General features: G+C 73.7%; 21 protein-coding genes. 12 read left to right on the plus strand and 9 right to left on the minus strand.

Annotation, left to right across the window (positions count from 1 at the left end; all coding sequences use genetic code 11):
• Positions 1-62: 62 nt before the first annotated feature.
• Together ACGFZK_RS03925 and ACGFZK_RS03930 are read right to left on the minus strand one after the other, a co-directional pair.
• Positions 63-869 (minus strand): hypothetical protein, encoded by an 807-nt coding sequence (locus ACGFZK_RS03925; RefSeq protein WP_393847217.1) that lies wholly within the window; start codon positions 867-869, stop codon positions 63-65.
• A 65-nt stretch (positions 870-934) separates the two neighbouring features.
• A complete protein-coding gene (locus tag ACGFZK_RS03930; RefSeq protein WP_393847218.1) occupies positions 935-1441 on the minus strand; it encodes a SigE family RNA polymerase sigma factor in 507 nt (168 codons plus the stop codon).
• A gap of 799 nt (positions 1442-2240) precedes the next feature.
• Between ACGFZK_RS03930 and ACGFZK_RS03935 the strand changes: the two genes are divergently transcribed.
• The 4 genes from ACGFZK_RS03935 to ACGFZK_RS03950 all read left to right on the plus strand — a co-directional run bounded on the left by ACGFZK_RS03935 (position 2241) and on the right by ACGFZK_RS03950 (position 5452).
• A complete protein-coding gene (locus ACGFZK_RS03935; RefSeq protein WP_393847219.1) occupies positions 2241-2723 on the plus strand; it encodes a hypothetical protein in 483 nt (160 codons plus the stop codon).
• A 10-nt stretch (positions 2724-2733) separates the two neighbouring features.
• Positions 2734-4143, plus strand: a complete 1410-nt coding sequence (locus ACGFZK_RS03940) for an amidase (RefSeq protein ID WP_393847220.1) — start codon at positions 2734-2736, stop codon at positions 4141-4143.
• 115 nt (positions 4144-4258) lie between these two features.
• Positions 4259-4921: an O-methyltransferase gene (locus tag ACGFZK_RS03945; protein ID WP_393847221.1), complete on the plus strand. Its 663-nt coding sequence runs from the start codon at positions 4259-4261 to the stop codon at positions 4919-4921.
• Between the two features lie 66 nt (positions 4922-4987).
• Positions 4988-5452: a type II toxin-antitoxin system PemK/MazF family toxin gene (locus tag ACGFZK_RS03950; RefSeq protein ID WP_393847222.1), complete on the plus strand. Its 465-nt coding sequence runs from the start codon at positions 4988-4990 to the stop codon at positions 5450-5452.
• Here the strand turns inward: ACGFZK_RS03950 and ACGFZK_RS03955 are convergent.
• Complete coding sequence (locus tag ACGFZK_RS03955) at positions 5437-5634, minus strand: hypothetical protein (RefSeq protein WP_393847223.1); 198 nt, start codon at positions 5632-5634, stop codon at positions 5437-5439. The genes ACGFZK_RS03950 and ACGFZK_RS03955 overlap by 16 nt on opposite strands.
• 191 nt (positions 5635-5825) lie before the next feature.
• On the opposite strand from ACGFZK_RS03955, the gene ACGFZK_RS03960 reads away from it, so the two are divergent.
• Positions 5826-7409: an immunity 49 family protein gene (locus ACGFZK_RS03960; RefSeq protein WP_393847224.1), complete on the plus strand. Its 1584-nt coding sequence runs from the start codon at positions 5826-5828 to the stop codon at positions 7407-7409.
• Here ACGFZK_RS03960 and ACGFZK_RS03965 read toward each other — a convergent pair.
• Positions 7406-8242, minus strand: a complete 837-nt coding sequence (locus ACGFZK_RS03965; protein ID WP_393847225.1) for a TIGR02452 family protein — start codon at positions 8240-8242, stop codon at positions 7406-7408. The genes ACGFZK_RS03960 and ACGFZK_RS03965 overlap by 4 nt on opposite strands.
• 107 nt (positions 8243-8349) lie before the next feature.
• Here ACGFZK_RS03965 and egtA point away from each other — a divergent pair, with 107 nt between their 5' ends.
• Genes egtA through egtD form a run of 4 tightly spaced genes read left to right on the plus strand, consistent with a single transcriptional unit; the run spans position 8350 to position 12774 of the window.
• On the plus strand, positions 8350-9717 hold the full coding sequence (gene egtA / locus ACGFZK_RS03970; RefSeq protein ID WP_393847226.1) for an ergothioneine biosynthesis glutamate--cysteine ligase EgtA: 1368 nt from the start codon (positions 8350-8352) through the stop codon (positions 9715-9717).
• The gene (gene egtB, locus ACGFZK_RS03975; protein WP_393847227.1) at positions 9714-11045 is read left to right on the plus strand and encodes an ergothioneine biosynthesis protein EgtB; all 1332 of its coding nucleotides are present in this window, start codon (positions 9714-9716) and stop codon (positions 11043-11045) included. Before egtA ends, egtB begins: the two co-directional genes overlap by 4 nt.
• Complete coding sequence (gene egtC, locus ACGFZK_RS03980; RefSeq protein ID WP_393847228.1) at positions 11045-11803, plus strand: ergothioneine biosynthesis protein EgtC; 759 nt, start codon at positions 11045-11047, stop codon at positions 11801-11803. The genes egtB and egtC overlap by 1 nt, the downstream gene beginning before the upstream one ends.
• The gene (gene egtD / locus ACGFZK_RS03985; RefSeq protein WP_393847229.1) at positions 11800-12774 is read left to right on the plus strand and encodes an L-histidine N(alpha)-methyltransferase; all 975 of its coding nucleotides are present in this window, start codon (positions 11800-11802) and stop codon (positions 12772-12774) included. The genes egtC and egtD overlap by 4 nt, the downstream gene beginning before the upstream one ends.
• On the opposite strand, the gene ACGFZK_RS03990 is transcribed toward egtD, so the two are convergent.
• The 3 genes from ACGFZK_RS03990 to ACGFZK_RS04000 form a co-directional block, all read right to left on the minus strand.
• The gene (locus tag ACGFZK_RS03990; RefSeq protein WP_393847230.1) at positions 12657-13607 is read right to left on the minus strand and encodes a lysophospholipid acyltransferase family protein; all 951 of its coding nucleotides are present in this window, start codon (positions 13605-13607) and stop codon (positions 12657-12659) included. The genes egtD and ACGFZK_RS03990 overlap by 118 nt on opposite strands.
• On the minus strand, positions 13604-14455 hold the full coding sequence (locus ACGFZK_RS03995) for a GNAT family N-acetyltransferase (RefSeq protein ID WP_393847231.1): 852 nt from the start codon (positions 14453-14455) through the stop codon (positions 13604-13606). Before ACGFZK_RS03995 ends, ACGFZK_RS03990 begins: the two co-directional genes overlap by 4 nt.
• Positions 14456-14597: 142 nt before the next feature.
• Positions 14598-15860 (minus strand): extracellular solute-binding protein, encoded by a 1263-nt coding sequence (locus ACGFZK_RS04000; protein WP_393847232.1) that lies wholly within the window; start codon positions 15858-15860, stop codon positions 14598-14600.
• Positions 15861-16024: 164 nt separating this feature from the next.
• On the opposite strand from ACGFZK_RS04000, the gene ACGFZK_RS04005 reads away from it, so the two are divergent.
• Positions 16025-16240, plus strand: coding sequence for a dodecin (locus ACGFZK_RS04005; RefSeq protein ID WP_030012846.1), 216 nt, complete (start codon positions 16025-16027; stop codon positions 16238-16240).
• Positions 16241-16389: 149 nt separating this feature from the next.
• Here the strand turns inward: ACGFZK_RS04005 and ACGFZK_RS04010 are convergent, their stop codons facing one another.
• A complete protein-coding gene (locus ACGFZK_RS04010; RefSeq protein WP_393847233.1) occupies positions 16390-16881 on the minus strand; it encodes a hypothetical protein in 492 nt (163 codons plus the stop codon).
• Between the two features lie 60 nt (positions 16882-16941).
• On the opposite strand from ACGFZK_RS04010, the gene ACGFZK_RS04015 reads away from it, so the two are divergent.
• Together ACGFZK_RS04015 and ACGFZK_RS04020 are read left to right on the plus strand one after the other, a co-directional pair.
• Positions 16942-17952 carry an LLM class flavin-dependent oxidoreductase gene (locus ACGFZK_RS04015; RefSeq protein ID WP_393847234.1) on the plus strand — a complete coding sequence of 337 codons (1011 nt, stop codon included), beginning with the start codon at positions 16942-16944 and terminating at the stop codon, positions 17950-17952.
• Between the two features lie 90 nt (positions 17953-18042).
• The gene (locus ACGFZK_RS04020; RefSeq protein WP_393847235.1) at positions 18043-20490 is read left to right on the plus strand and encodes an ABC transporter; all 2448 of its coding nucleotides are present in this window, start codon (positions 18043-18045) and stop codon (positions 20488-20490) included.
• Positions 20491-20515: 25 nt separating this feature from the next.
• Here ACGFZK_RS04020 and ACGFZK_RS04025 read toward each other — a convergent pair whose 3' ends face one another.
• A complete protein-coding gene (locus ACGFZK_RS04025) occupies positions 20516-21166 on the minus strand; it encodes a hypothetical protein (protein WP_393847236.1) in 651 nt (216 codons plus the stop codon).
• Positions 21167-21198 lie beyond the last annotated feature (32 nt).

Below are 21198 nucleotides of genomic sequence, written 5' to 3' on the forward strand. Positions count from 1 at the left end.
GCCCCGGGGACGGGGACCAGGGGCCGGACGGTGGCCAGGACCCCTTTCGGCGTCGCGACGGCTCAGCCGACGGCGCCGAGGATCGGCGCCCAGACGGCACCGGTGAGTGCGGCCACCACCTGCTGCTCGGAGAGCGGGGGGGCGGCACGGGTCGGCTTCGGTGTGTCGGAGCCACTGCCGCCGCCGGTGCTGTTCCACTGCACCAGCTGAAGCTGCGCGCCGGTCGACTTCAGGGTCACCGTCACCGTCCAGCGGCGGGCGGTGTCCGCCCGGGCCGGTTGTTCGGCCGCGTCCTGCTCCGACATCACCACAGCCCCGCCGGGGATCGCGGCACTGCTCGGCAGCTCGCTCAGCGTGCAGGTGTCGCCTGCGGCACGCGCGGGCGTCCGCTCGCAGCTCAGCCCGTCACCGTCCTTGAGCGGGAGCTTGAGCCGCACGGCCGAGACGCCGACGAAGGAGGCGCCGTGCCCGTCGTCGACCACCAGTCCACCGTTGGCGACGTACCCGCCGTGCGGATCCGAGGGGTTGTTGCTCTGTCCGGTCACCTGACTGAACCGCCCGCCGGGGAGCGTCTGCTCCAGGGCCTGGATCATCTGATCGCCGGTGATCGCGGAACGGGGCACCGCCAGCGCCACCGTCTCCATGTCGGAGCCTGCGGGGCGGCTGCCTGCGAGCGCGCCGGGAAACACCAGGGCGGCGGCTCCCGCGATCACGGCGCAGGCGCCGGCCCCGGCGATGACGCCGGCGCTGCGCCGACGCCGGCGGCTCCTGCCTCGCTGGACGGCTCCGCTCAGGAGCGCGGGGAGATCGGGTTCGAGGGAGTTCGTCGTGCGGTCCAGGGCATCTGCAAGGTCTGCTTCGAACGGCATGGTGTCATCACTTCTCTGTCGCTGATGGGGGTGTTCCGGCGGCATGGACCTGCGTGCACCGGTGCTCAATGCGGAACCAGATCGGACAGGCTGTCACCGAGCAGGGCACGCAGCCTGGCGAGTGCCCGGGTGCCCTGCGAGCGGACCGCGCTGCTGCTCAGCCTGAGCATCCGGGCCGTCTCCTCGATGCTGTGGCCCTCCCAGTAGCGCAGCAGCAGCACCGCCCGGTCGCGGGGCGGCAGTTGGCCGAGTGCGTCCAGCAGAGTGATCCGCAGCGCGGCGTCAGGGCCGGACTCCGCGCTGTCGGGCATCCTCTCGATCGGGCGTTCGCCGGTGCTGCGCCGACGCCGCATGCTGAGGAAGGTGCGGACGAGAACCGTCCGGGCGTAGGCCGCCGGGCTGTCCGCACGTGCCACCCGGTTCCAGTGCACGTACACCCGGCTGAGGGTCTCCTGGACCAGGTCCTCGGCAAGATGCGTGTCGCCGGCCGCGAGTGCGTACGCCGAGCGGTAGAGCGCCTTCGCCCTCGTGGCCACGAACTCCAGATACTCGTCCTCCTGTGCTGATTTCACTCGGTCCCCGCCTGTTCGCTTGTTTCGTGGTCCCCGCGCATACCTCTCTTGACTACGTGGGACGCCAGGATGTCGCGCGGGCGGGAGCTCTTTCTCCTCCGCCGCTGACGAGCAGGGTGTCCGGGTCGTTCGTGTGCCAGGTGCCGGCGGTGACCAAACGCCGTATCGCCCCGCGCAGTGGGAGGGCGGTACCGCGGTGGTGCCCGGCCTGCGGCTGTGGAAGCGGAGGCCGTGTTACGGGTGTCGGTACAGGGCGGCCGGCTCCGCCGCGTACGTGCCGTTCGGGAGCACCGCGTCGGCCAGCTCGAACCTCTCCGGTCCGGCCGGGCCGCGCCATGTGACGAGGGTTCCGGCGGGACGGCTGCGCGGGAGGTGGACGGCTGACCGTCGGCGGCCCGTTCGCCGAGCAGGGTGTAGGTGCGGACGCCGCCCGCGGTCGTCGGGGCCGGGGCGGCGACGGCGCGCCGGGGGGCTCGGCCTCGGCGGAGCCGGCGCCACACGAACACGGTGGTCAGCACGGTGAGGCCGCCCAGAGTTTCCGCGATCGGTGTGGCCCACGCCTTCAGGAGACCGGCTTTCCGGGCTGCTTCCCAGTGATCCATACGGATCCGCACGGACCCGTATGGACCCGTACGGACCCGTACGGATCCCCGCCGCGCCCGCCGGTGTTCGGCCCGGCATTGAACGGGGCGAGGCGTTCGGAACCGTTCCCCGCGATCCACGTACGTACGGCGTCACCGCCCTCTAGCGTGGCTTTCCCGGACGGGCGAGGGGGAACGGTCATGGACGAGGGACTCGGGTGAACGCGCAGGACGCCGACGCGGTCGCCGCGTTCGAGGCCGCGCCGGCCGGCTTCACCGAGGAGCTGAACCTGCTCCACATCGCCGGTGGCTCCCCCACCTACGCGAGCCTGGCCGCCGCCGCCTCGTCACGGCCGCGCCTGACGAAGGCCGGCCTCAACGAGATGCTGGCGGGCAAGCGGTTCACCTCCCTCGACTCACTGCTCGAGTTCGTCCGCGTCGTCACCACCTCCAGCGCGGCGGACAGGGACCTCGCCCACACCGGACCCGACGCCGGCACAGAGCACACATTCCACACCGTCTCCCACACCGCCGCCTTCCCCCTCGCCGACCCCGTCGCCGAGCGCGACCGACCGCTGCGCGCCCAACGGCTCGTGACGGGACGCCGGGGCCGGGCCTCGGAACGGAGCGTTTCCTCGCCCCGCAACCCCACAAGCCCTGTTGTCGCCACGCTCACGGAGCACGGAGCGGCCTTACCGTAGCGAGGTTCCCATGAAGTCGGATACAGCTCTCTCGACGGTCCCCGGCCTGGTGGACATGGTCGCGGCGCTCGCCGAAGGAACGGTGTCGGCGCGGCAGTTGACCGAGGACGCGCTGCGCCGGATCGTCGCGTCCCAGCCCGAGCTCAACGCCTTCCGGAGCGTACGCACCGACGCCGCGCTCGCGGAGGCGGACGCCGCGGACCGGCGGCTGGCCGCGGGCGAGCGGCTGCCGCTGCTGGGCGTGCCCCTCGCGGTCAAGGACGACATGGACGTGACCGGCGAGCCGACCGCCTTCGGCTGCGCGGGGGCCTTCGCCCCGAAGACCGCCGACAGCGAGGCGGTACGGAGGCTGCGCGCGGCCGGCGCGGTGATCGTCGGCAAGACCCAGACGCCGGAGCTCGGACAGTGGCCCTTCACCGAGGGCGGAGCCTTCGGCGAGACCCGCAATCCGTGGAACCGGGCCTACACGCCCGGCGGCTCCTCGGGCGGCTCGGCGGCCGCCGTGGCCGCGGGACTGGTCCCGGCCGCCCTCGGCTCGGACGGGGCCGGATCGGTCCGGATCCCCGCGGCCTGGACCCACCTGGTGGGGGTGAAACCCCAGCGCGGGCGCATCTCCACCTGGCCGGAGCCGGAGTCCTTCCACGGGCTCACGGTCAACGGCGTGCTGGCCCGCACCGTCGCCGACGCGGCCCTCCTGCTGGACGCCGCGAGCGGCCCGCACCCCGAGGACCTGCACCGCCCGGCGCACATCTCGGCGCTCGAGGCGACCCGCCGCCCGCCCCGCAGGCTGCGGATCGCCCTCTCCTTCGGGATGGCCTTCACGGCCACGCCCAAGTCCCTGGATCCGGAGGTCCGTTCCGCGGTGGAGCGGCTGGCGGCCCGGCTGGAGGGGCTGGGCCACGAGGTGATCCCGGAGGACCCCCGCTACGGCCCGATCGGCCTGACCTTCGTACCCCGCGCGACCAGTGGCGTACGGGACTGGGTGGCGCGGGTGCCGGATCCCGCGCTGCTGGATCCGCGCACGCACGAGGCGGTACGGACCGCCCGCGTCCTGGGCGGACGCGCCCTACGGGTCTCCCGCCGGGCGGAAACGTTCCTGCGGCAGCGGGTCGGCGAGATCTTCCACCGCTTCGACGTGGTGCTGACCCCGACCACGGCCACACCGCCGTTGCGGATCGGCGCCCTGGCGGGACTCGGGGCCATGGCCACGGACCGGGCGATGATCGCCGCCTGCCCGTATGCCTGGACGTGGAACGTGCTGGGCTGGCCGGGGGTGAACATCCCGGCGGGCCTCACGGTCGACGGACTGCCGATGGGCGCCCAACTCCTGGGCCCGGCGGAGTCGGAACCACTGCTGCTGGGGCTGGCCGCGCAGGTGGAGGCGGTGGAGGACTGGGCGGCGCTGCGGCCGGGCCGGTAGAGCCGACAGAGGCCGGGCCGGAGAACCCGACTTCAACACACCGTTGAAACCCCCTCGCCTTCATGTAAGTTCCCACAAGGAACTAACAAGCGGCACTTCACGGAAAGAGCGACCCATGGCCCAGCAGACGTGGACGGCCGTTGACCACTACTTCGACGGTCTCCTGGTCGAGGAGGACGAGGCCCTGGCCGCCGCGGCCGCGGATTCCGAGGCCGCCGGCCTGCCCGCCCACCAAGTGGCCCCCAACCAGGGCAAGCTGCTGAACCTCCTGGCCCGCATCCACGGCGCCCGCCGCATCCTGGAGATCGGCACTCTGGGCGGCTACAGCACCATCTGGCTGGCCCGCGCGCTCCCGGCCGGCGGGCGGGTGGTCACTCTGGAGGTCGACGAGCGGTGCGCGGACGTCGCTGCCGCCAACATCGCCCGGGCCGGGCTGGACGACGTCGTCGAGATCCGGCGCGGACGCGCCGTGGACCTGCTGCCCGGGCTCACCGGCGACGCGCCGTTCGACCTGGTCTTCATCGACGCCGACAAGCCGTCCAACCCCGAGTACCTCCGGTGGGCCCTCGAACTCACCCGCCCCGGCAGCATCATCATCGGCGACAACGTCGTCCGCGACGGAGCCGTGGCGGACCCGGACAGTTCCGACCCCCGTGTCCAGGGCGTTCGGCGGTTCACCGAACTCATCGCCGAGCACCCGCGGTTGACCGCCACCGCCCTGCAGACGGTCGGCAGCAAGGGCTACGACGGCCTCGTCCTGGCCCTGGTCACCGACTGACCCGTGGCACGGGCGCGAGCGCCCACCTCCTCCACCGGAACGGCGCCACCCAGTACCCTCACCCGGATGACGGCACTTTCCCACCACAGCAACGGCCACACCGAGCAGCCCGGGCGCGACGGGGCCACCGCGACCACGGCAGCCGATCCGCGCGCGATCGGCCGCGTGCGGACCGAGTACGCCCCGGACCCCGACGGCGATCCCGACCCCGGCGAGATCGTGTGGACCTGGGTGCCCTTCGAGGAGAACGACGGCCGCGGCAAGGACCGTCCCGTGCTGGTCGTGGCCCGGGAGGCGGGCGGGCGCACGCTGCTCGCCGTACAGCTGTCGAGCAAGCGGCACGACCACGACCGGGAGTGGGTGCCGATCGGAACGGGCCCGTGGGACAGCGCCGGGCGCGAGTCCTGGGTGGACGTGGACCGGGTGCTGCGGGTGCACGAGTCGGGGATGCGGCGCGAGGCCTGCGCGCTCGACCGCGGCCGCTTCGGCCTGGTCGTGGACCGTCTGCGGGAGCGCTACGGCTGGCAGTAGCCCGCGCGGGGCCGCCGCGGTGAAGTCCGCGCGTGGTACGACCAGGTGGCCGGTACCAGCCCGGCCACCCCGGCGAGGATGACCACCATCGGGCCGACACCGGCCCACGCGTCGGCCCAGCCCGGCGGCGTCACCGTCACGGTCCGCCGTGTCACGTGACCCTCGCTCGCTCGCGTCGTCATGGTGTAGACGATGCTGCCGCGCGTTCCGTACCGACCACATCGGCCGGGAGGCCGACCGCCTCCCCCACGGGGGGAGCGCGAACGAGCAGGCCGCCACCGGGGAGGCCGGCCCCGCCCGAGACCGGCTCGGAGATCGCCTGCGCGGCAGCCCCTTAGGGTGAGCCCGTAGGCGTACACAGGGAGTAGCGGGCATGCGAATAGAACGACACCGGGTGAGCGAGGCCGCGCTGGCGGCGGTGCGCGAGGACTTCGCGAACCGGATGATCTCGGACGTGTACTCCAGGTCCAGGGCCGGCCTGATCGACGCCTACGACTGGTGGCAGATCACGCTGGGGTTCCTCGACGGTCTCGGCGCGCTCTCGGCGGTGCCCCGCGACCTCGACAGCCCGGAGGCGAAGGCCATCCTGAGCGACGCGGCCGAAGCGGCCGCCGGCGTCGTGTCGTTCGCCGCCTACTACCCGAAGGTGTCCTTCCACGTCTTCCTCACCTACGTCGACTACGGGCGCGACTACGACTCCGGATCGGGGGGCGACCCGCAGCCGGTCAGCGCCGCCCGCTGGATCGACGCGTTCTGTGTGGCGGTCCTCGCCGACAAGGCCGAACGACACGGCGAGGCCTTCCACTTCGCCCGCCGGGCCCCGCAGCGGGCCGGCGGGCCGGGCCTCCCTTCGGTGGAGCTGATCAACGGCCTGCTGGCGTACGTCAGCGGGGATCTGGGGGTCGAGGATCAGACGTTCCCGCCCTCCCCGCAGGAGAAGCTCGCCGCACTGGACGCCGCACTGGCCCGGGTCGCCGGCCGGCGGGCCGGAGCCCGGGCCGCAGCCCGTGAACCCGAAGCCGCCGAGGCCGCCGATTCGGCCGACCCCGCCACCGGCGCGCTGCGCGCACTGCGTGCGCTGGCCGCCCGGGACCGGGAGGAGTTCGGCGCCGAGCTGGCCGCGCTGCTGCTCCCGTACTCCCACCTGGAGGACCCCCGGGCCGAGCCGCGCACCCTGCTGCCGCTGCTGCCGCTGGCCTTGGCCGCGCTCGGATACCGCCGCGAAGGCTGGCAGCCGCCCGTCGACTCGGACTACCTGCCGCGGGCGCTGGTCACCGGTTTCGAGGCCCCTGCGCCGCGCGTGGGGGCGTACGGGCGCGAGCGGCGCGCGGACGCCGTCGCAGCGCTGGCCGAGGGCCCCCTGGTCGTCGAGCGCCCCGAGCTGCCGCGGTGCACGGCGGCCGCCCACGCTCTGGTGCAGGAGCTGTACGAGGCCACGCGCGCGGGAGCCGCGGCCGGGGGCTCCGCCGACCGGGAGCGCCCGCTCGACCCCGGATCGTGGGCCGCGGCCCTGAACCGCGCGCTGATCACCGGCAACCGCGCGGACCTCGCCCCGCTCGTCGTGAGCGGCCCCACCCCACAGGAGGACCGTTCCGCCTACGCCTCCTACCGGCAGGCCCTGCACGACTACCTGCGGGGCGAAGATCCGGAGCCCGCCACCGACCGGGCCGTCGCCGACGTCGGGCGGACCCGCGACTGGGGCTTCCCGCCGGCGCCCGCCGTGGCCTTCTCCCAGCTGGTGGAGGGTGACGAGGAGAGCTTCAACCTGGCCCTGGCCGACGCCCTGGAGGCCCACCGAGACCACTACTCGGTGGCCGACCGGGCGGTCGGCGCAGCGGCCGCGGTCAACCTCGACATCCTGGCCCTGGCCTGCCACGCCCGCCGCCGCGGCTGGCGGATCCGCGTCTCGTCGCCCTATCTGCCGGAAGGCCTGCTGGGGGCGGCGAACCCGTTCTAGGGAGCCGGAAAGGCCCGGGCGAAGGCCTCGCGGGTGGTGGGGTCGCGGTCGAGGATGCCGAACACCACCCGTTCGAAGGCCCCGGCGAACCGGTCCGCCAGCAGTCCCCGGAAGGCCTCGGCCACCTGCTCCGGGTCGTTCCGGAACACCCCGCAGCCCCAGGCGCCCAGCACCAGCCGCCGGTACCCGTGCACCGCCGCGACCTCCAGTACGAGCCCCGCGCGCCGCACCAGTGCCCCCGGGATCTCGGCGATCCGCTCCGGTTCCTGCCGCCGGATCGTGCCCGCGTTCGGCGCCGGAGAGGTGAGGAATCCGACCCGGAACGGGGTCTCCAGAAGCCCGCCGCGGTCGTCGCGGAACACGGGCACCCCGGGCGAGTGAATCACCCGGTCGGTGTAGAAGGTGCTGCGCTCCGCGCGGTGCACCTCGTAGTACTCCGGGGCTTCGAGCAGCGTCTCGTACAGGGCCGAGGCGCGGCACAGCGCTTCCTCCTGCGCCTTGGCTCCGCGGACGTAACCGCCCCCGGGATTACGGGCCGAGGCGAAGTTCAGGACCGCCACGGGAGCGGGATCCGGGTCGGTCGGGGTGGCGGTCGCGAGCCTGCGCGCGGCGACCGTGCTGCTCTCTCCCGTGACCTCGACGACCGTCGTACCGCCGCCTGAGGCGATCTTTTCATCTGGAATGACTCGGTTTGGTCCATATATCCTGGTTCCGGCCTTGGCTTCCGCCAGGGCGGCGGCAAGCGGAACCTGCCGTCCCGACCGCGTCCGGTACCCCCCGGCCGCCAGGATCTGCGCGTTCTCCCGCGCGATCTCGCGCAATCTGCTGCTCACGCCGCAATCCTCCGCACTCCGGTTCCCGGCGGCAAAGGAATTTGTGCCCCAGGGAGGGGTAGGCACGGGTGATGTCACGGCCGACGACAGGAGACGAGGACCCGGTCATGCCCCAGGACTCATCCGCTCCCCCACCCGCGCCCGACCCAGCCCCGGCGCCCGATCCCGCGCCCGATGCGGCGCCCGATCCCTCCGCGACCTTCCCGACCTCCCCGCCCTCGATCAGCGAGACGCAGGCGGAGGACCTGCTCCACGGGATCTGCTTCAAGACGGGCCCGCCCCGCCTCCTAGGTGCCGAGCTCGAATGGCTCGTCCTGGACGCCGAGCGCCCCGATGAGCCCCTGCCCCCCGACCGGCTGCGCGCCGCCCACGCCGCGGCCCGCGCGCTGCCCCTGCACTCCCGGCTGACCGTCGAGCCGGGCGGCCAGCTCGAACTCAGCTCGGCCCCCGCCACCTCCCTCACCGGCTGCGTGGACGACCTGCAGGCCGACCTCACCGCCGTACGCGCCGCCCTGCTGAGCCAGGGCATGGTCCTGCGCGGCCTCGGCCGCGACCCCCGCCGCCCGTACCGCCGGCTGCTGAACAGCCCGCGGTACGACGCGATGGAGGCCTACTTCGACCGCACCGGTCCGGCCGGGCGCGCCATGATGTGCGCCTCCGCCTCCGTGCAGGTCTGCGTGGACGCCGGGTACGAGGAACCGGGCATCCTCGGCCACGGCCGCCGCTGGCGGCTGGCGCACCTGCTGGGTGCGGTCATGGTGGCCGCCTTCGCCAACTCCCCCGCGTACGAGGGCCCGTACGCCGGATGGCGCTGCTCCCGCCAGGGGATCTGGAGCGACCTGGACACCCGGCGCACCCTCGCCCCGCCCCTCGACGCGGATCCCCGGGCCGGGTGGGTGCGGCAGGCCCTGGACACCGAGGTGATGTGCGTACGGTCCCACGACGGCGACCCGTGGCGGACCCCGGGCGGTACGACCTTCCGCGACTGGCTGCGCACGGGCGGGCACCCCGGGCTGCGGGCGCCCACCGCCGAGGACCTGGACTACCACCTGACCACCCTCTTCCCACCGGTTCGGCCGCGCGGCCACCTGGAACTGCGGATGATCGACGCGCAGCCCGGCGACGACGGCTGGCTGGTCCCGGTGGCCGTCGTGCACGCGCTGTTCGACGATCCGGAGGCCGCCGAGACCGCGTACCGGGTGGCCAAGGCACTGGCCGACTCCTACGGCACGCGGCCCGCGCCCCGCAATCCGCTCTGGCGGTCGGCCGCCCGGCACGCCCTGGCCGATCCCGAACTGCGGGCTTCCGCGAAGGCCTGTTTCCTGGCCGCAGCCGAGGCATTGCCCCGGCTGGGTGCCGGCACCCATGTCCGGGACGCGGTGGGCGACTTCACCGAACGCTACGTACTGCGCGGCCGATGTCCGGCCGACGACGAGTCCGCACAGGTGCTCACCGGGAAAGAGGTCCGCCGATGACCACCGCACCCATCGAATCCACGGGACCTCTCGGGCCCCCCGCCGACCTGCGGGAGCGGGCGGCCGCCGCCCTCACCGCGGCGCGCATACGTACGGCCGGCCTCACCGACGCGGTGACCGACGAGGACCTGACCGCCCAGCACTCCCCGCTGATGTCCCCGCTCGTCTGGGACCTGGCGCACATCGGGAACCAGGAGGAGCTCTGGCTGCTCCGTCGCGTCGCCGGGCGCGAGTCGATGCGTCCGGAGATCAACCCCCTCTACGACGCCTTCGAGCACCCGCGCGCCGAGCGGCCCAGGCTGCCGCTGCTCGGGCCCGCCGAGGCCCGCCGGTACGCGGCCGAGGTGCGCGGCCGGGTCTTCGACCTGCTGGAGAGCACCCCGCTGGAGGGCAGCACGCTCCTCGACGACGGCTTCGCCTTCGGGATGATCGCCCAGCACGAGCAGCAGCACGACGAGACCATGCTGATCACCCATCAGCTCCGACGGGGCGCCGCCGTGCTGACCGCCCCGGAACCGGACGCCCCCTACGATCCGCCGCTCGCCGCCGAAGTCCTCGTCCCCGGCGGCCCGTTCACGATGGGCACCTCCGCGGAGCCGTGGTCGCTGGACAACGAACGGCCGGCGCACGTCCGGGACAGCGCGCCCTTCTGGATCGACACGTTGCCGGTGACCAACGCCGCGTACCTGGCGTTCATCGCGGACGGCGGCTACCGCGATCCCCGCTGGTGGGCGGCGCCGGGCTGGGAGCAGATCCGCGAGCACTCCATCGAGGCCCCTCTGTTCTGGCACCAGGAGGCCGGCCAGTGGCTGCGCCGCCGCTTCGGGGTGACCGAACCGGTGCCGGAGGAGGAGCCCGTGCTGCACGTCAGCTGGTACGAGGCGGATGCCTACGCCCGCTGGGCGGGGCGGCGGCTGCCCACCGAGACGGAGTGGGAGAAGGCCGCCCGGCACGACCCGGCGACCGGCCGCTCCACCCGCTACCCGTGGGGCGACGCCGACCCGACCCCCGCCCATGCCAACCTCGGCCAGCGGCACCTGCGCCCGGCGCGCGCGGGCAGCTACCCGGCCGGGGCCTCCCCCCTCGGGGTGCGCCAGCTCATCGGCGACGTGTGGGAGTGGACCTCCTCCGACTTCCTGCCGTACCCGGGCTTCCGCGCCTTCCCGTACCGGGAGTACTCGCAGGTGTTCTTCGGGCCGGAGCACAAGGTGCTGCGCGGCGGATCCTTCGCGGTGGACCCGGTGGCCTGCCGGGGCACGTTCCGCAACTGGGACCTTCCGGTGCGGCGGCAGATCTTCTCCGGGTTCCGGACCGCGAGGGACGTCTGATGTGCCGTCATCTTGCCTATGTGGGCCCGGTGGTGACGCTCGGAAGGCTGCTGAGCGAGCCGGAGCACTCGCTGGTGCGCCAGTCCTGGGAGCCGCGCCACCAGCGGTCCGGGACGGTCAACGCCGACGGCTTCGGCATCGGCTGGTACGCGCAGGACGACCCGGTCCCCGCCCGCTACCGGCGGGCCGGGCCGATCTGGAGCGACCTGACCTTCACCGATCTCGCCCGGGTGGTCCGTACCGGGGCCGCACTGGCCGCCGTACGGGACGCCACGAACCCCGGGGCCGACGGGGAGGCGGCCGCCGCGCCGTTCTCGGACGGGCCGTGGCTGTTCAGCCACAACGGCTCGGTGCGGCACTGGCCGGACTCCGCCGCCGCGCTCGCTGCCGGGCTGCCGCCCGCGGAACTGCTCCGGCTGGCCGCGCGCACGGACTCGGCGCTGATCTGGGCGCTGGTCCTGCACCGGCTGCGGGCCGGGGACGACCTCGGCACGGCCCTCGCCGAGCCGGTCCGGGAACTGGCTTCGGCAGCGCCGGGCTCCCGGCTGAACCTGCTGCTCACGGACGGCGTCACCATCGCCGCGACGGCCTGGGGCGATTCGCTCTGGTACCTGGCCGACGCGGAGCGGCGGCGCACCGTGGTGGCCTCCGAGCCGTACGACGACGACACCCGGTGGCGCGAAGTGCCCGACCGGACCCTGCTGACCGCCACCCGTACACGGGTCGAACTGACCCCGCTCAAGGAGAACTCCCCGTGAACGACTTTCAGTTGACCCGGACACTCGACGAGCACGCCGCGGAGACGGCGCTGCGTACGGATGTGCTGCACGGGCTGACGCACACGCCGAAGGCGCTGCCGCCCAAGTGGTTCTACGACGCGCGGGGCAGTGAACTCTTCGAGGAGATCACCCGGTTGTCCGAGTACTACCCGACGCGCGCCGAGCGGGAGATCCTGCTGGAGCGGGCACGGGAGATCGCCACCGAGAGCGGCGCCCGCACCCTGGTGGAGCTGGGTTCCGGGTCCTCGGAGAAGACCCGGCACCTCATCGAGGCGATGCCCGCGCTGGACACCTACGTTCCGGTGGACGTGAGCGAGAGCGCGCTGCGGGGTGCGGCCGAGACGCTGCTGGCGGAGCATCCGGGGCTGCGGGTGCACGCCCTGCTGGCCGACTTCACGCGTGCGCTGCGGTTGCCGGACTCCCCCGGGCCCCGGCTGGTGGTGTTCCTGGGCGGCACGATCGGGAACCTGCTGCCACCCGAGCGGGCGGTGTTCCTGGCGTCCGTACGGGCGATGCTCTCGCCCGGAGACGCGCTGCTGATGGGTACGGACCTGGTGAAGGACGAGGCCGTGCTGGTGGCGGCGTACGACGACGCCCGGGGGGTGACGGCCGAGTTCAACAAGAACGTGCTGGCGGTCGTCAACCGGGAGCTGGGGGCGGACTTCCACACGGCCGACTTCGCGCACGTGGCGGTGTGGAACAAGGAGCAGGAGTGGATCGAGATGCGGCTGCGGGCCCGGTCGGACCTGCTGGTGAAGATCCGGGCGCTGGATCTGGTGGTGCCGTTCGCGGCGGGTGAGGAGATCCTGACGGAGGTCTCCGCGAAGTTCCGTCAGGAGGGGGTACGCAAGGAACTGGCGGCCGCCGGGCTGGAGTTGACCCAGTGGTGGACGGACGCCGCGGGCCGCTTCGCGCTGTCCCTGTCGGTCGCCGACGGCGTGGCCGGCTGAGCGGGAATGCCCGGTAGCGGGTTCGGTGCGGGGATGGCGGCCCAGGCTCCGACGACGGCCCGCTGAGCTGCCGCCGCGAGGTCCCGCCGGTGCGCGTACCGGCCCGGCGGGATCCGCGGCAGCAGCCTGACCTCGGCCCGTATCCCGCGGGCCCGGGCGATCCGCCACAGCGAGGCGGTGAGCGGGTCGTCCCCGACGAAGGCGGGCGCCCCGGCCGGATTCCCGTCGCACCGCAGGTACGTGAGCCGCAGGGGCTGTACGGGGACCCGCGCGTCCAGGGCCGACTGGAAGGCGGCCCGGCGGAAGGCGCCCTGGGCGCGCCCGCACCAGGTGGAGCCCTCGGGGAACACGGTGACCCGGTCGCCGGCCAGCAGCGCTCCGGTGATCGTCCCGATGGTGGCGGGCAGGGCGCGGATCCGGTCGCGCTCGATGAACAGGGTGCCGGCCCCTCGGGCGAGGCGGCCGAGGACCGGCCAGGCGCGGATGTCGCTCTTGGCCAGCATCCGGCAGGGCAGGGCGGCGGCGACGAGCGGGATGTCCAGCCAGGAGATGTGGTTGGCGACCAGGAGCCGGCCGCCGCCCGGGCCCGGGCGGCCGTGGACGGTGATCCGTATGCCGAAGGCCCGCAGGAGCGCGGCCGACCAGGCCCGTACCACCCGGTGCCGGGGGTCGGCCGGCAGCAGCCGGGCCGGCGGGGCGCCCAGGATCCCCAGCAGGATCAGGGCGACGGCGGCGGCGAGTCTGAGCACCGCGTGCGGGACGCTCGCCGTGCTCCCCTCGTGGCCCGCGCAGGCCTCGGGGGTGCAGGGTGAGGTGGGCAGCCAGACGCTCATGCGCCCGGGACGAGCGAGCGGAAGTGCTTCAGGTAGCGCGGGTTGGTCCGGCGCAGGGAGAGCAGCACGTAGAGGTCGGCGCAGCCGAACTCGGCGTCGAGGGCGGGTTCGCCGCACACCCAGGCGCCGAGGCGGAGGTAGCCGCGCAGCAGCGGGGGCAGCTCCACCCGGTCGGGGAAGGTGATGCCCTCGGGGCTCCAGGGGAGGTGGGGGGTGACTCGGTACTCCTCGGGGGCGAGGCTGCGCTTCAGGGCGGTCTCCCGGGTGGCGGCGGCCAGGACCCCGCCGTCGGCGAGCGGGACGGAGCAGCAGCCGGCGAGCCAGTTGTGCCCGGAGCGGTCCATGTAGTGGGCGAGGCCGGCCCAGATGAGGGCGATGACGGCGCCGTTGCGGTGGTCGGGGTGGACGCAGGAGCGGCCGACCTCGACCAGGTCGGGGCGGATGGGGGCGAGGGCCGAGAGGTCGAATTCCCCCTCGGAGTAGAGGCGGCCGGCGACGGCCGCGCGCTCCGGGGGAAGCAGCCGGTAGGTGCCGACGACCTGTTCGGCCGCCTCGTCGATGACGAGGAGGTGGTCGCAGTAGGCGTCGAAGGCGTCGGTGTCGAGGCCGGGCTCGGGCCCGTCGAGGCGGGCGCCGAGCTCGCCGGCGAAGACCTGGTGGCGCAACCGCTGGGCGGCGCGGACCTCGTCCTCGTCGCGGGCGAGGCGGACGGCGTAGCGCGGTCCTTCGGAAGGCGCGGCGGGCACCGCGGCCAGGCCCCTGGCGGGGCCGAGGCGGGTGGCGGGCGCGGCCGAGGGGGACAGCGGCGGGGCGGGGAGGGGGGACGGGGACAGGGGTGCGATGGTCATGGCGGCTCCTGATCCGGACACGGAGGGCCGGGCCCGCAGGTGCGTGGCCTGGCTCCTTTACTTCTTCCGTGACCGGCTGGATTCGACATGACCGCTCAGCGGCCCTCGGATGTGCGGACGCTGAACTCGGCGGTGCCCCGGCTCAGCGGTCGGAGCTGAGCACCTTGCCGATCTCCTCGGAGGCGGTCCTGGCGGCCTGCTTGGGGTCGCGGCCGGTGAGCACGGCCGTCATGAAGGGCTTGATCGGGTTCTTCGCCTCGACCTCGGCCCAGCGGGCGGAGGTGGGGGTGGCCCGGCCCTGGGCGGCGCCGGGGGCCATGTTGGCGGCGCCCTCGTTGCCCTCGACGACGTGCGCGAGGGTGGTCTTGTTGGGTACGTAGCTCATGGTGCGGGCGAGTTCGGTCTGCCATCTCTCGCTGACGAGGGCGGTGATCACGTCCACGGCGCCCTTCCGCTGCTTGGTCCGCTCCGGGATGATCAGGTCGGAGCCGCCGGTGAAGACGGCGCCGGCCTTGTCGGAGGTCTTGCCGGGGATCGGGAAGAAGCCGAGCTTGCCCTTCAGGGCGGAGTTGGCCGCCTCGATCTCGGCGGCCTGGCCGGGCGGCGCGATGATCTGGGCGACCCCGCCGCGGGCGAAGACCTGCGACTGCGGGGGCGTCTCCTCGTCGGCGTCCTCGGGGCCGTCGCCGAGGGCCTGGAGCTGCTTGTAGAAGTCCATGCCGGCCAGCGCCTTGTCGTCGTCGAGGGCGCCGACCCACTTGCCGCCGGTCTCGACGGCGAGTTCGCCGCCCTCGTCCCAGATGAAGCCGGCGAGGACGTACCAGTTCTGGCCCGCGAGGTAGATGCCCTGCTGGTCGCCCTTGTCGAGCTTCTGGGTGGCCTGGATCCACTCCTGGCGGTTCTTGGGCGGGGTCTTGATCCCGGCGCTCGCGAAGAGGTCCTTGTGGTAGATGACCACCCGGTTGGCCGCGTACCAGGGGACTCCGTACTGGGCGCCGTTGATGGTTCCCGGGTCGGCGAGGCCCTTGAGCCAGTCCGTGCTGCCCCACTCGCGAAGGCCTTCGAGGGTGAGCTCTTCGAGGCCGCCGGTCTCGATGTACTTGGCGACCTGGGTGTTGCCGACCTCGATGACGTCGGCGCTCTCCTTGCCCGTGCCGTCGAGGACGGCGTTGACCTTGTCGCCGATGCCCGTCCACTCCTGGATCCTGACGTCCAGGTCGAGGCCGGGGTGTTCCTTCTCGAACGCGGCGGTGAACTGGCTGATGAAGTCCTCCGAGGCGCTGCCCTTCATCAGCCAGAGCGTGACCTTCTGCGCCCCTCCGGCCGAGTCGGCCGACTGACTGCAGCCCGTGAGGGCGGCAGCGGCCGCGAGGGCGGTGCACACGGCGAGGAAGCGCATCTTCAAGGGGGTCACCTTCTGGGCTCGATCTCAGATGGCTCGAAATTGGCATAGACCAATAGGCCGGTCAAGGGCCTTTCGCTCGGGATTGTTCGCTCAAAGTTCGCGGAGCGGGACTTACTGGGGCACCTTGGAACCAGGCAAGAGCCACCCACCGTCGGGAGACCTCCATGTCCAATCACACGTACCGGGTGACCGAGATCGTCGGCACCTCCCACGAGGGCATCGATCAGGCCATCCGCAACGGGATCGCCCGGGCGGGCCAGACCGTGCGGAATCTGGACTGGTTCGAGGTGGTTCAGGTACGCGGCCACATCGAGAACGGGGAGATCGCCCACTACCAGGTGGGGCTCAAGGTCGGCTTCCGCCTCGACGGCGAGGACTGAGGCCCGTCCGGGTCCGGGGCCGGGGGCCGCGGGCCGGGGCCGGGGGCCGCGGGCCGGGGCCGGGGGCCGCGGTCCGGGGCCGGGGGCCGCGGTCCGGGGCCGGGGCCTCGGGCACCGCCCCGGGGCCCGCCTCGGGGCCCGCCTCGGGATCACGTCCGGCCGTCGACCTCCTGGGCCGCCTCCAGCTCCGGCGCATCCGCGGCCCAGTCGGCGAGCACCACCCGGAATCCGGCGGCGCGCGCTGCCTGGCAGACGAGCTCGTCGTCGTCGACGAGCATCCGCACCTCCCGGCCGCGGGAGATCCGCCGCAGGACCTCCACCTTGGTCGTGCGGGCCGGCCTGCGGTCCTGGTTGCCGCGCATGAACAGCCGCCCCTCCGGCAGACCGTGCCGCGCGAGCCAGTCGAGCGTGTCCGCCCGGCACCGCTCCGGGCGCCCGGTCAGGTACACCACCTCGCAGTCGGCCGCGTTCTCCACCGCGAGCGCGACCCCGCGCGCGAGCGGCGGATCGGCCGGGGCGGCGGCGAAGAAGCCCGTCCAGTCCCGCGGGCGGCGCTCCAGGAAGTGCTGGCGGTGACCGGTGTCCGCCAGCGTGTTGTCGAGGTCGAAGACGGCCAGCGGCCGAGTGGTGTGCTCGCTCATTCCGCCAGCGTAGGAGAGCCGTACGGGGAATCCTCACGGCCGACTGGTGTTGACTCCTGTGTGATCCGAAAACTCTCGATACTCGACCGGTCGCGCACCCGCCGGGGCCACCCGGCCCCGCAGGCCCTGCGCGACACCGTGGAACTGGCCCGGGCGGCCGAGGATCTCGGGTACCACCGCTTCTGGGTGTCGGAACACCACAGCGTGCCCGGCGTCGCGGGCTCGGCGCCGACCGTGCTGGCGGCCGCCGTCGCCGGAGCGACGCACCGGATCCGGGTCGGCACGGGCGGGGTCATGCTGCCCAACCACCAGCCGCTGGTGGTCGCCGAGCAGTTCGGGGTTCTGGAGTCGCTGTTCCCCGGCCGGATCGACATGGGGCTCGGCCGTTCCGTCGGCTTCACCAACGGCATCCGGCGGGCGCTGGGCCGTGACACCGGCGACGCCGACCGCTTCGAGGAACAGCTGACCGAACTGCTGGGCTGGCTCGACGGCACCCAGCGGGCCCACCCCGAGGTGCACGCCCGGCCGGCCGAGGGGCTACGGATCCCGGCCTACGTCCTGGCCACCGGCGAGGGGGCCGCGATCGCCGCCCGGGCCGGGCTGCCGCTGGTGGTGGGCGACCTGCGGGCCCGCGACCGGGTGAGCGGGATCGTCCAGGGGTACCGCAAGGAGTTCCGGCCCTCCGCCCGGGGCGCGGAACCGTACGTCGTGGTCTCCGGGACGGTGGCGGTCGCCGCCACCGAGGAGGAAGCCCGCCGCATCCTGGTCCCGGAGGCCTGGTCCCTCGCGCACTCCCGCACCCGGGGCAGCTTCCCCCCGCTGCGCCCGGCCGAGGAGATCGAGGCCCTGGAAATGACCGCGAAGGAACGCGAGCTGTACGAGGGCGCCCTCACCGGCCACGTCCACGGCACGCAGGACCAGGTGGCGGACCTGCTCTCGGAGATCGCCGACCTGACCGACGCGGACGAACTGCTGGTCACCACCTCGACGTACGACCGGACGGCGCTGCTGGACTCGTACGCGCGGCTGGCCCGGATCGCCGGACTCCGGGGCTCGGCGGACATGCCGTGACGGAGCGTCGGGAAAGCCGGAGATCGGCATCGCGTGCCGGCCGGGCCCCCGGGCCCGGCCCTCCGCCGCCGAGGCCCTAAACTGGGACGAATGCACCAGTCCACTGCACCTCAGGCCCACGGCGACCCCTACGTACGGGTCCGGGGCGCCCGGGAGCACAATCTGCGCGGCGTCGACGTGGACATCCCGCGCGACGCGCTGACCGTGTTCACCGGGGTCTCCGGGTCCGGCAAGAGCTCGCTCGCGTTCGGCACGCTCTACGCCGAGGCCCAGCGTCGGTACTTCGAGTCCGTGGCCCCGTACGCCCGCCGGCTGATCCACCAGATCGGCGCGCCGAAGGTGGACTCCGTCACCGGGCTGCCGCCGGCCGTCTCGCTGGAGCAGCGGCGCTCCTCCCCCGGCTCGCGTTCCTCGGTCGGCACGGTGACCCTGCTGTCCAACTCCCTGCGGATGCTCTACTCGCGGGCCGGGACCTATCCGCCGGGTGCCGAGCGGCTCGACTCCGACTCCTTCTCGCCCAACACCGCCGCCGGGGCCTGCCCTTCCTGTCACGGGCTCGGCCGAATCCACCGCACCAGCGAGGAACTCCTGGTGCCGGAACCAGGTCTGTCGATCCGTCAGGGGGCGATCGCCGCCTGGCCGGGGGCCTGGCAGGGCAAGAACCTGCGGGACATCCTGGAGGCGCTCGGCCACGATGTGGACCGGCCGTGGCGGGAACTGCCCGCGAAGGACCGCGCGTGGATCCTGTTCACCGAGGATCAGCCGGTGGTGACCGTGCACCCGGTGCGGGACGCCGAGCGGATCCAACGGCCTTACCAGGGCACCTATATGAGCGCCCACCGCTACGTCATGCGGACCTTCGCCGACAGCAAGAGCGCCACCCTGCGGGCCCGCGCCGAGAAGTTCCTCACCGATTCGCCGTGTCCGGTGTGCGAGGGACGACGGCTGCGCCCCGAGGCCCTCGCCGTCACCTTCGCCGGTCGGAGCATCGCGGAGCTGGCGGCTCTGGCGCTGACCGACCTGGACGCCGTACTGGCCTCCGCGTCCCTGGACGGGGAGGCCGCCCGGGTGCTCGCCGAGGACCTGCGCTCCCGGATCGGGCCCGTCACGGAGCTGGGGCTCGGCTATCTGAGTCTGGACCGGACCGCACCGACCCTGTCCGCGGGCGAGCTGCAGCGGCTACGGCTGGCGACGCAACTGCGGTCGGGGCTGTTCGGCGTCGTGTACGTACTGGACGAGCCGTCGGCGGGGCTGCACCCGGCCGACACCGAGGCCCTGCTCGGCGTACTGGACCGGCTGAAGGAGGCCGGGAACACGGTCTTCGTCGTGGAACACGATCTCGATGTGGTGCGGCACGCGGACTGGCTGGTGGACGTGGGGCCGCTGGCCGGGGAGCACGGCGGGCAGGTTCTCCACAGCGGGCCGCCGCAGGCCCTGGCCGCTGTGGCCGAGTCGGCGACGGCCCGGCACCTGTTCGCGGCGCGGGAACCGGCCGGGGCGCCCCGGCCGGTCCGCGGGGCGACCGGGGCGGTGCGCCTGGCCGGGGTGGACCGGCACAACCTGAGGGGCTTGGAGGCGGAGTTCCCGCTCGGGGTGTTCACGGCCGTGACCGGGGTGTCGGGGTCGGGCAAGTCCACGCTCGTGGGGCAGGTGCTGGCCGGGGAGGTCGGCGAGCGGCTCGCGGACCCGGACTTCCCCGTACGGCGGCTCGTGGAGGTGGACCAGAAGCCGATCGGCCGGACCCCACGGTCCAACCTGGCCACGTACACCGGGCTGTTCGACGTGGTGCGCAAGCTGTTCGCGGCGGCCCCGCAGGCGCGGGCGCGGGGCTGGAAGGCGGGCCGGTTCTCCTTCAACGTGGCGGGCGGCCGGTGCGAGACCTGCCAGGGCGAGGGTTTCGTCTCGGTGGAGCTGCTGTTCCTGCCGAGTACGTACGCCCCGTGCCCCACGTGCGCGGGGGCGCGCTACAACGCCGAGACCCTGGCGGTCCGGTACGCGGGGCTGAACATCGCGGAGGTGCTGGGCCTGACGGTGGAGTCGGCGGCCGGATTCTTCGCGGAGGTGCCGGCGGCGGCGCACAGCCTGCGGGCACTGGAGGAGATCGGGCTGGGCTACCTGCGGCTGGGTCAGCCGGCCACGGAGCTCTCGGGTGGCGAGGCTCAGCGGATCAAGCTGGCGACGGAGCTGCAGCGGCTGCGCCGGGACCACACGCTGTACCTGCTGGACGAGCCGACGACCGGGCTGCATCCGGCCGATGTACGGGTGCTGCTGCGGCAGTTGCACGGGCTGGTGGACGCCGGGCACTCGGTGGTGGTCGTGGAGCACGACATGGACGTGGTGGCGGGCGCGGACTGGGTCATCGACCTGGGACCGGGCGGCGGCACGGCGGGCGGCCGGGTGGTCGCCGCGGGCACTCCGTCGCAGGTGGCCGCCGCGGCGGGCAGCCGTACCGCTCCGTACCTGGCGCGGGCCCTCGGGGGCGGCCGCGAGGGGGCGGCGGCCGGGAAGGCGGATGGGAAGGCGGCCGGGAAGGCATAGGCTGCCGGGCACCCGACGACGAGGCTCAGGCGTCGCCGGGGAGCAGGTGCTGCGGCAGTTCGCGGAAGCTCCACTGCCCCTGGCGGCGGGTGAACATCCAGACGAGGTCGTGGCGGTCGGGCCAGGTGGCCGGGGTGCCGGGGACCTGGTGGGCGCCGAGGGCCCGGATCAGGCGCGGGATCCCGATGTGCTCCCAGCAGACGAGTACGGGCATGGGCGCGGCCAACGCGGCCTGTGCGAGGGCGGCTTCGGCGCCGACCGCGAACTCGGCGCGTACGGGGGTGCGCAGCGCGGCGGCCAGCGCCGTCACGGTCTGCCTGCACCGCGCGGGGGCGCCCGCCTTCCCGCCGGCCGCGAAGACCGCGGCGGGGCGGGGCAGCGTGGAACGGGGGGCCGGCGGGAAGAGCCGCGGGAGCTCCTCGGCCCGGCGCCAGCCGCGGCCGGCCAGCGAGCCGGGATCCTCCTCGCCCTCCACGTCCCAGCCGACGGCACCGGCGTACGGTTTCTCCGCGTGCCGGATGACCATGATCAACGCGTCCTTGGGCCCGGCCTGTGCGCCGGGCGCCGGGGTGCGGGGGGCCTCCTCGCCGGAGCACCCGGCCACGGCCAGCGGGGCGAGGGCGGCGGCCAGTACGGTGCGGCGGCGCGGTCCGGACCCTGCGGGGGCTTCTGGCATGGGGTCACTGTCCCCCATGGCCCCCGTCCCGC

Source organism: Streptomyces sp. NPDC048257, from assembly GCF_043201855.1.
Lineage (GTDB): Bacteria > Actinomycetota > Actinomycetes > Streptomycetales > Streptomycetaceae > Streptomyces.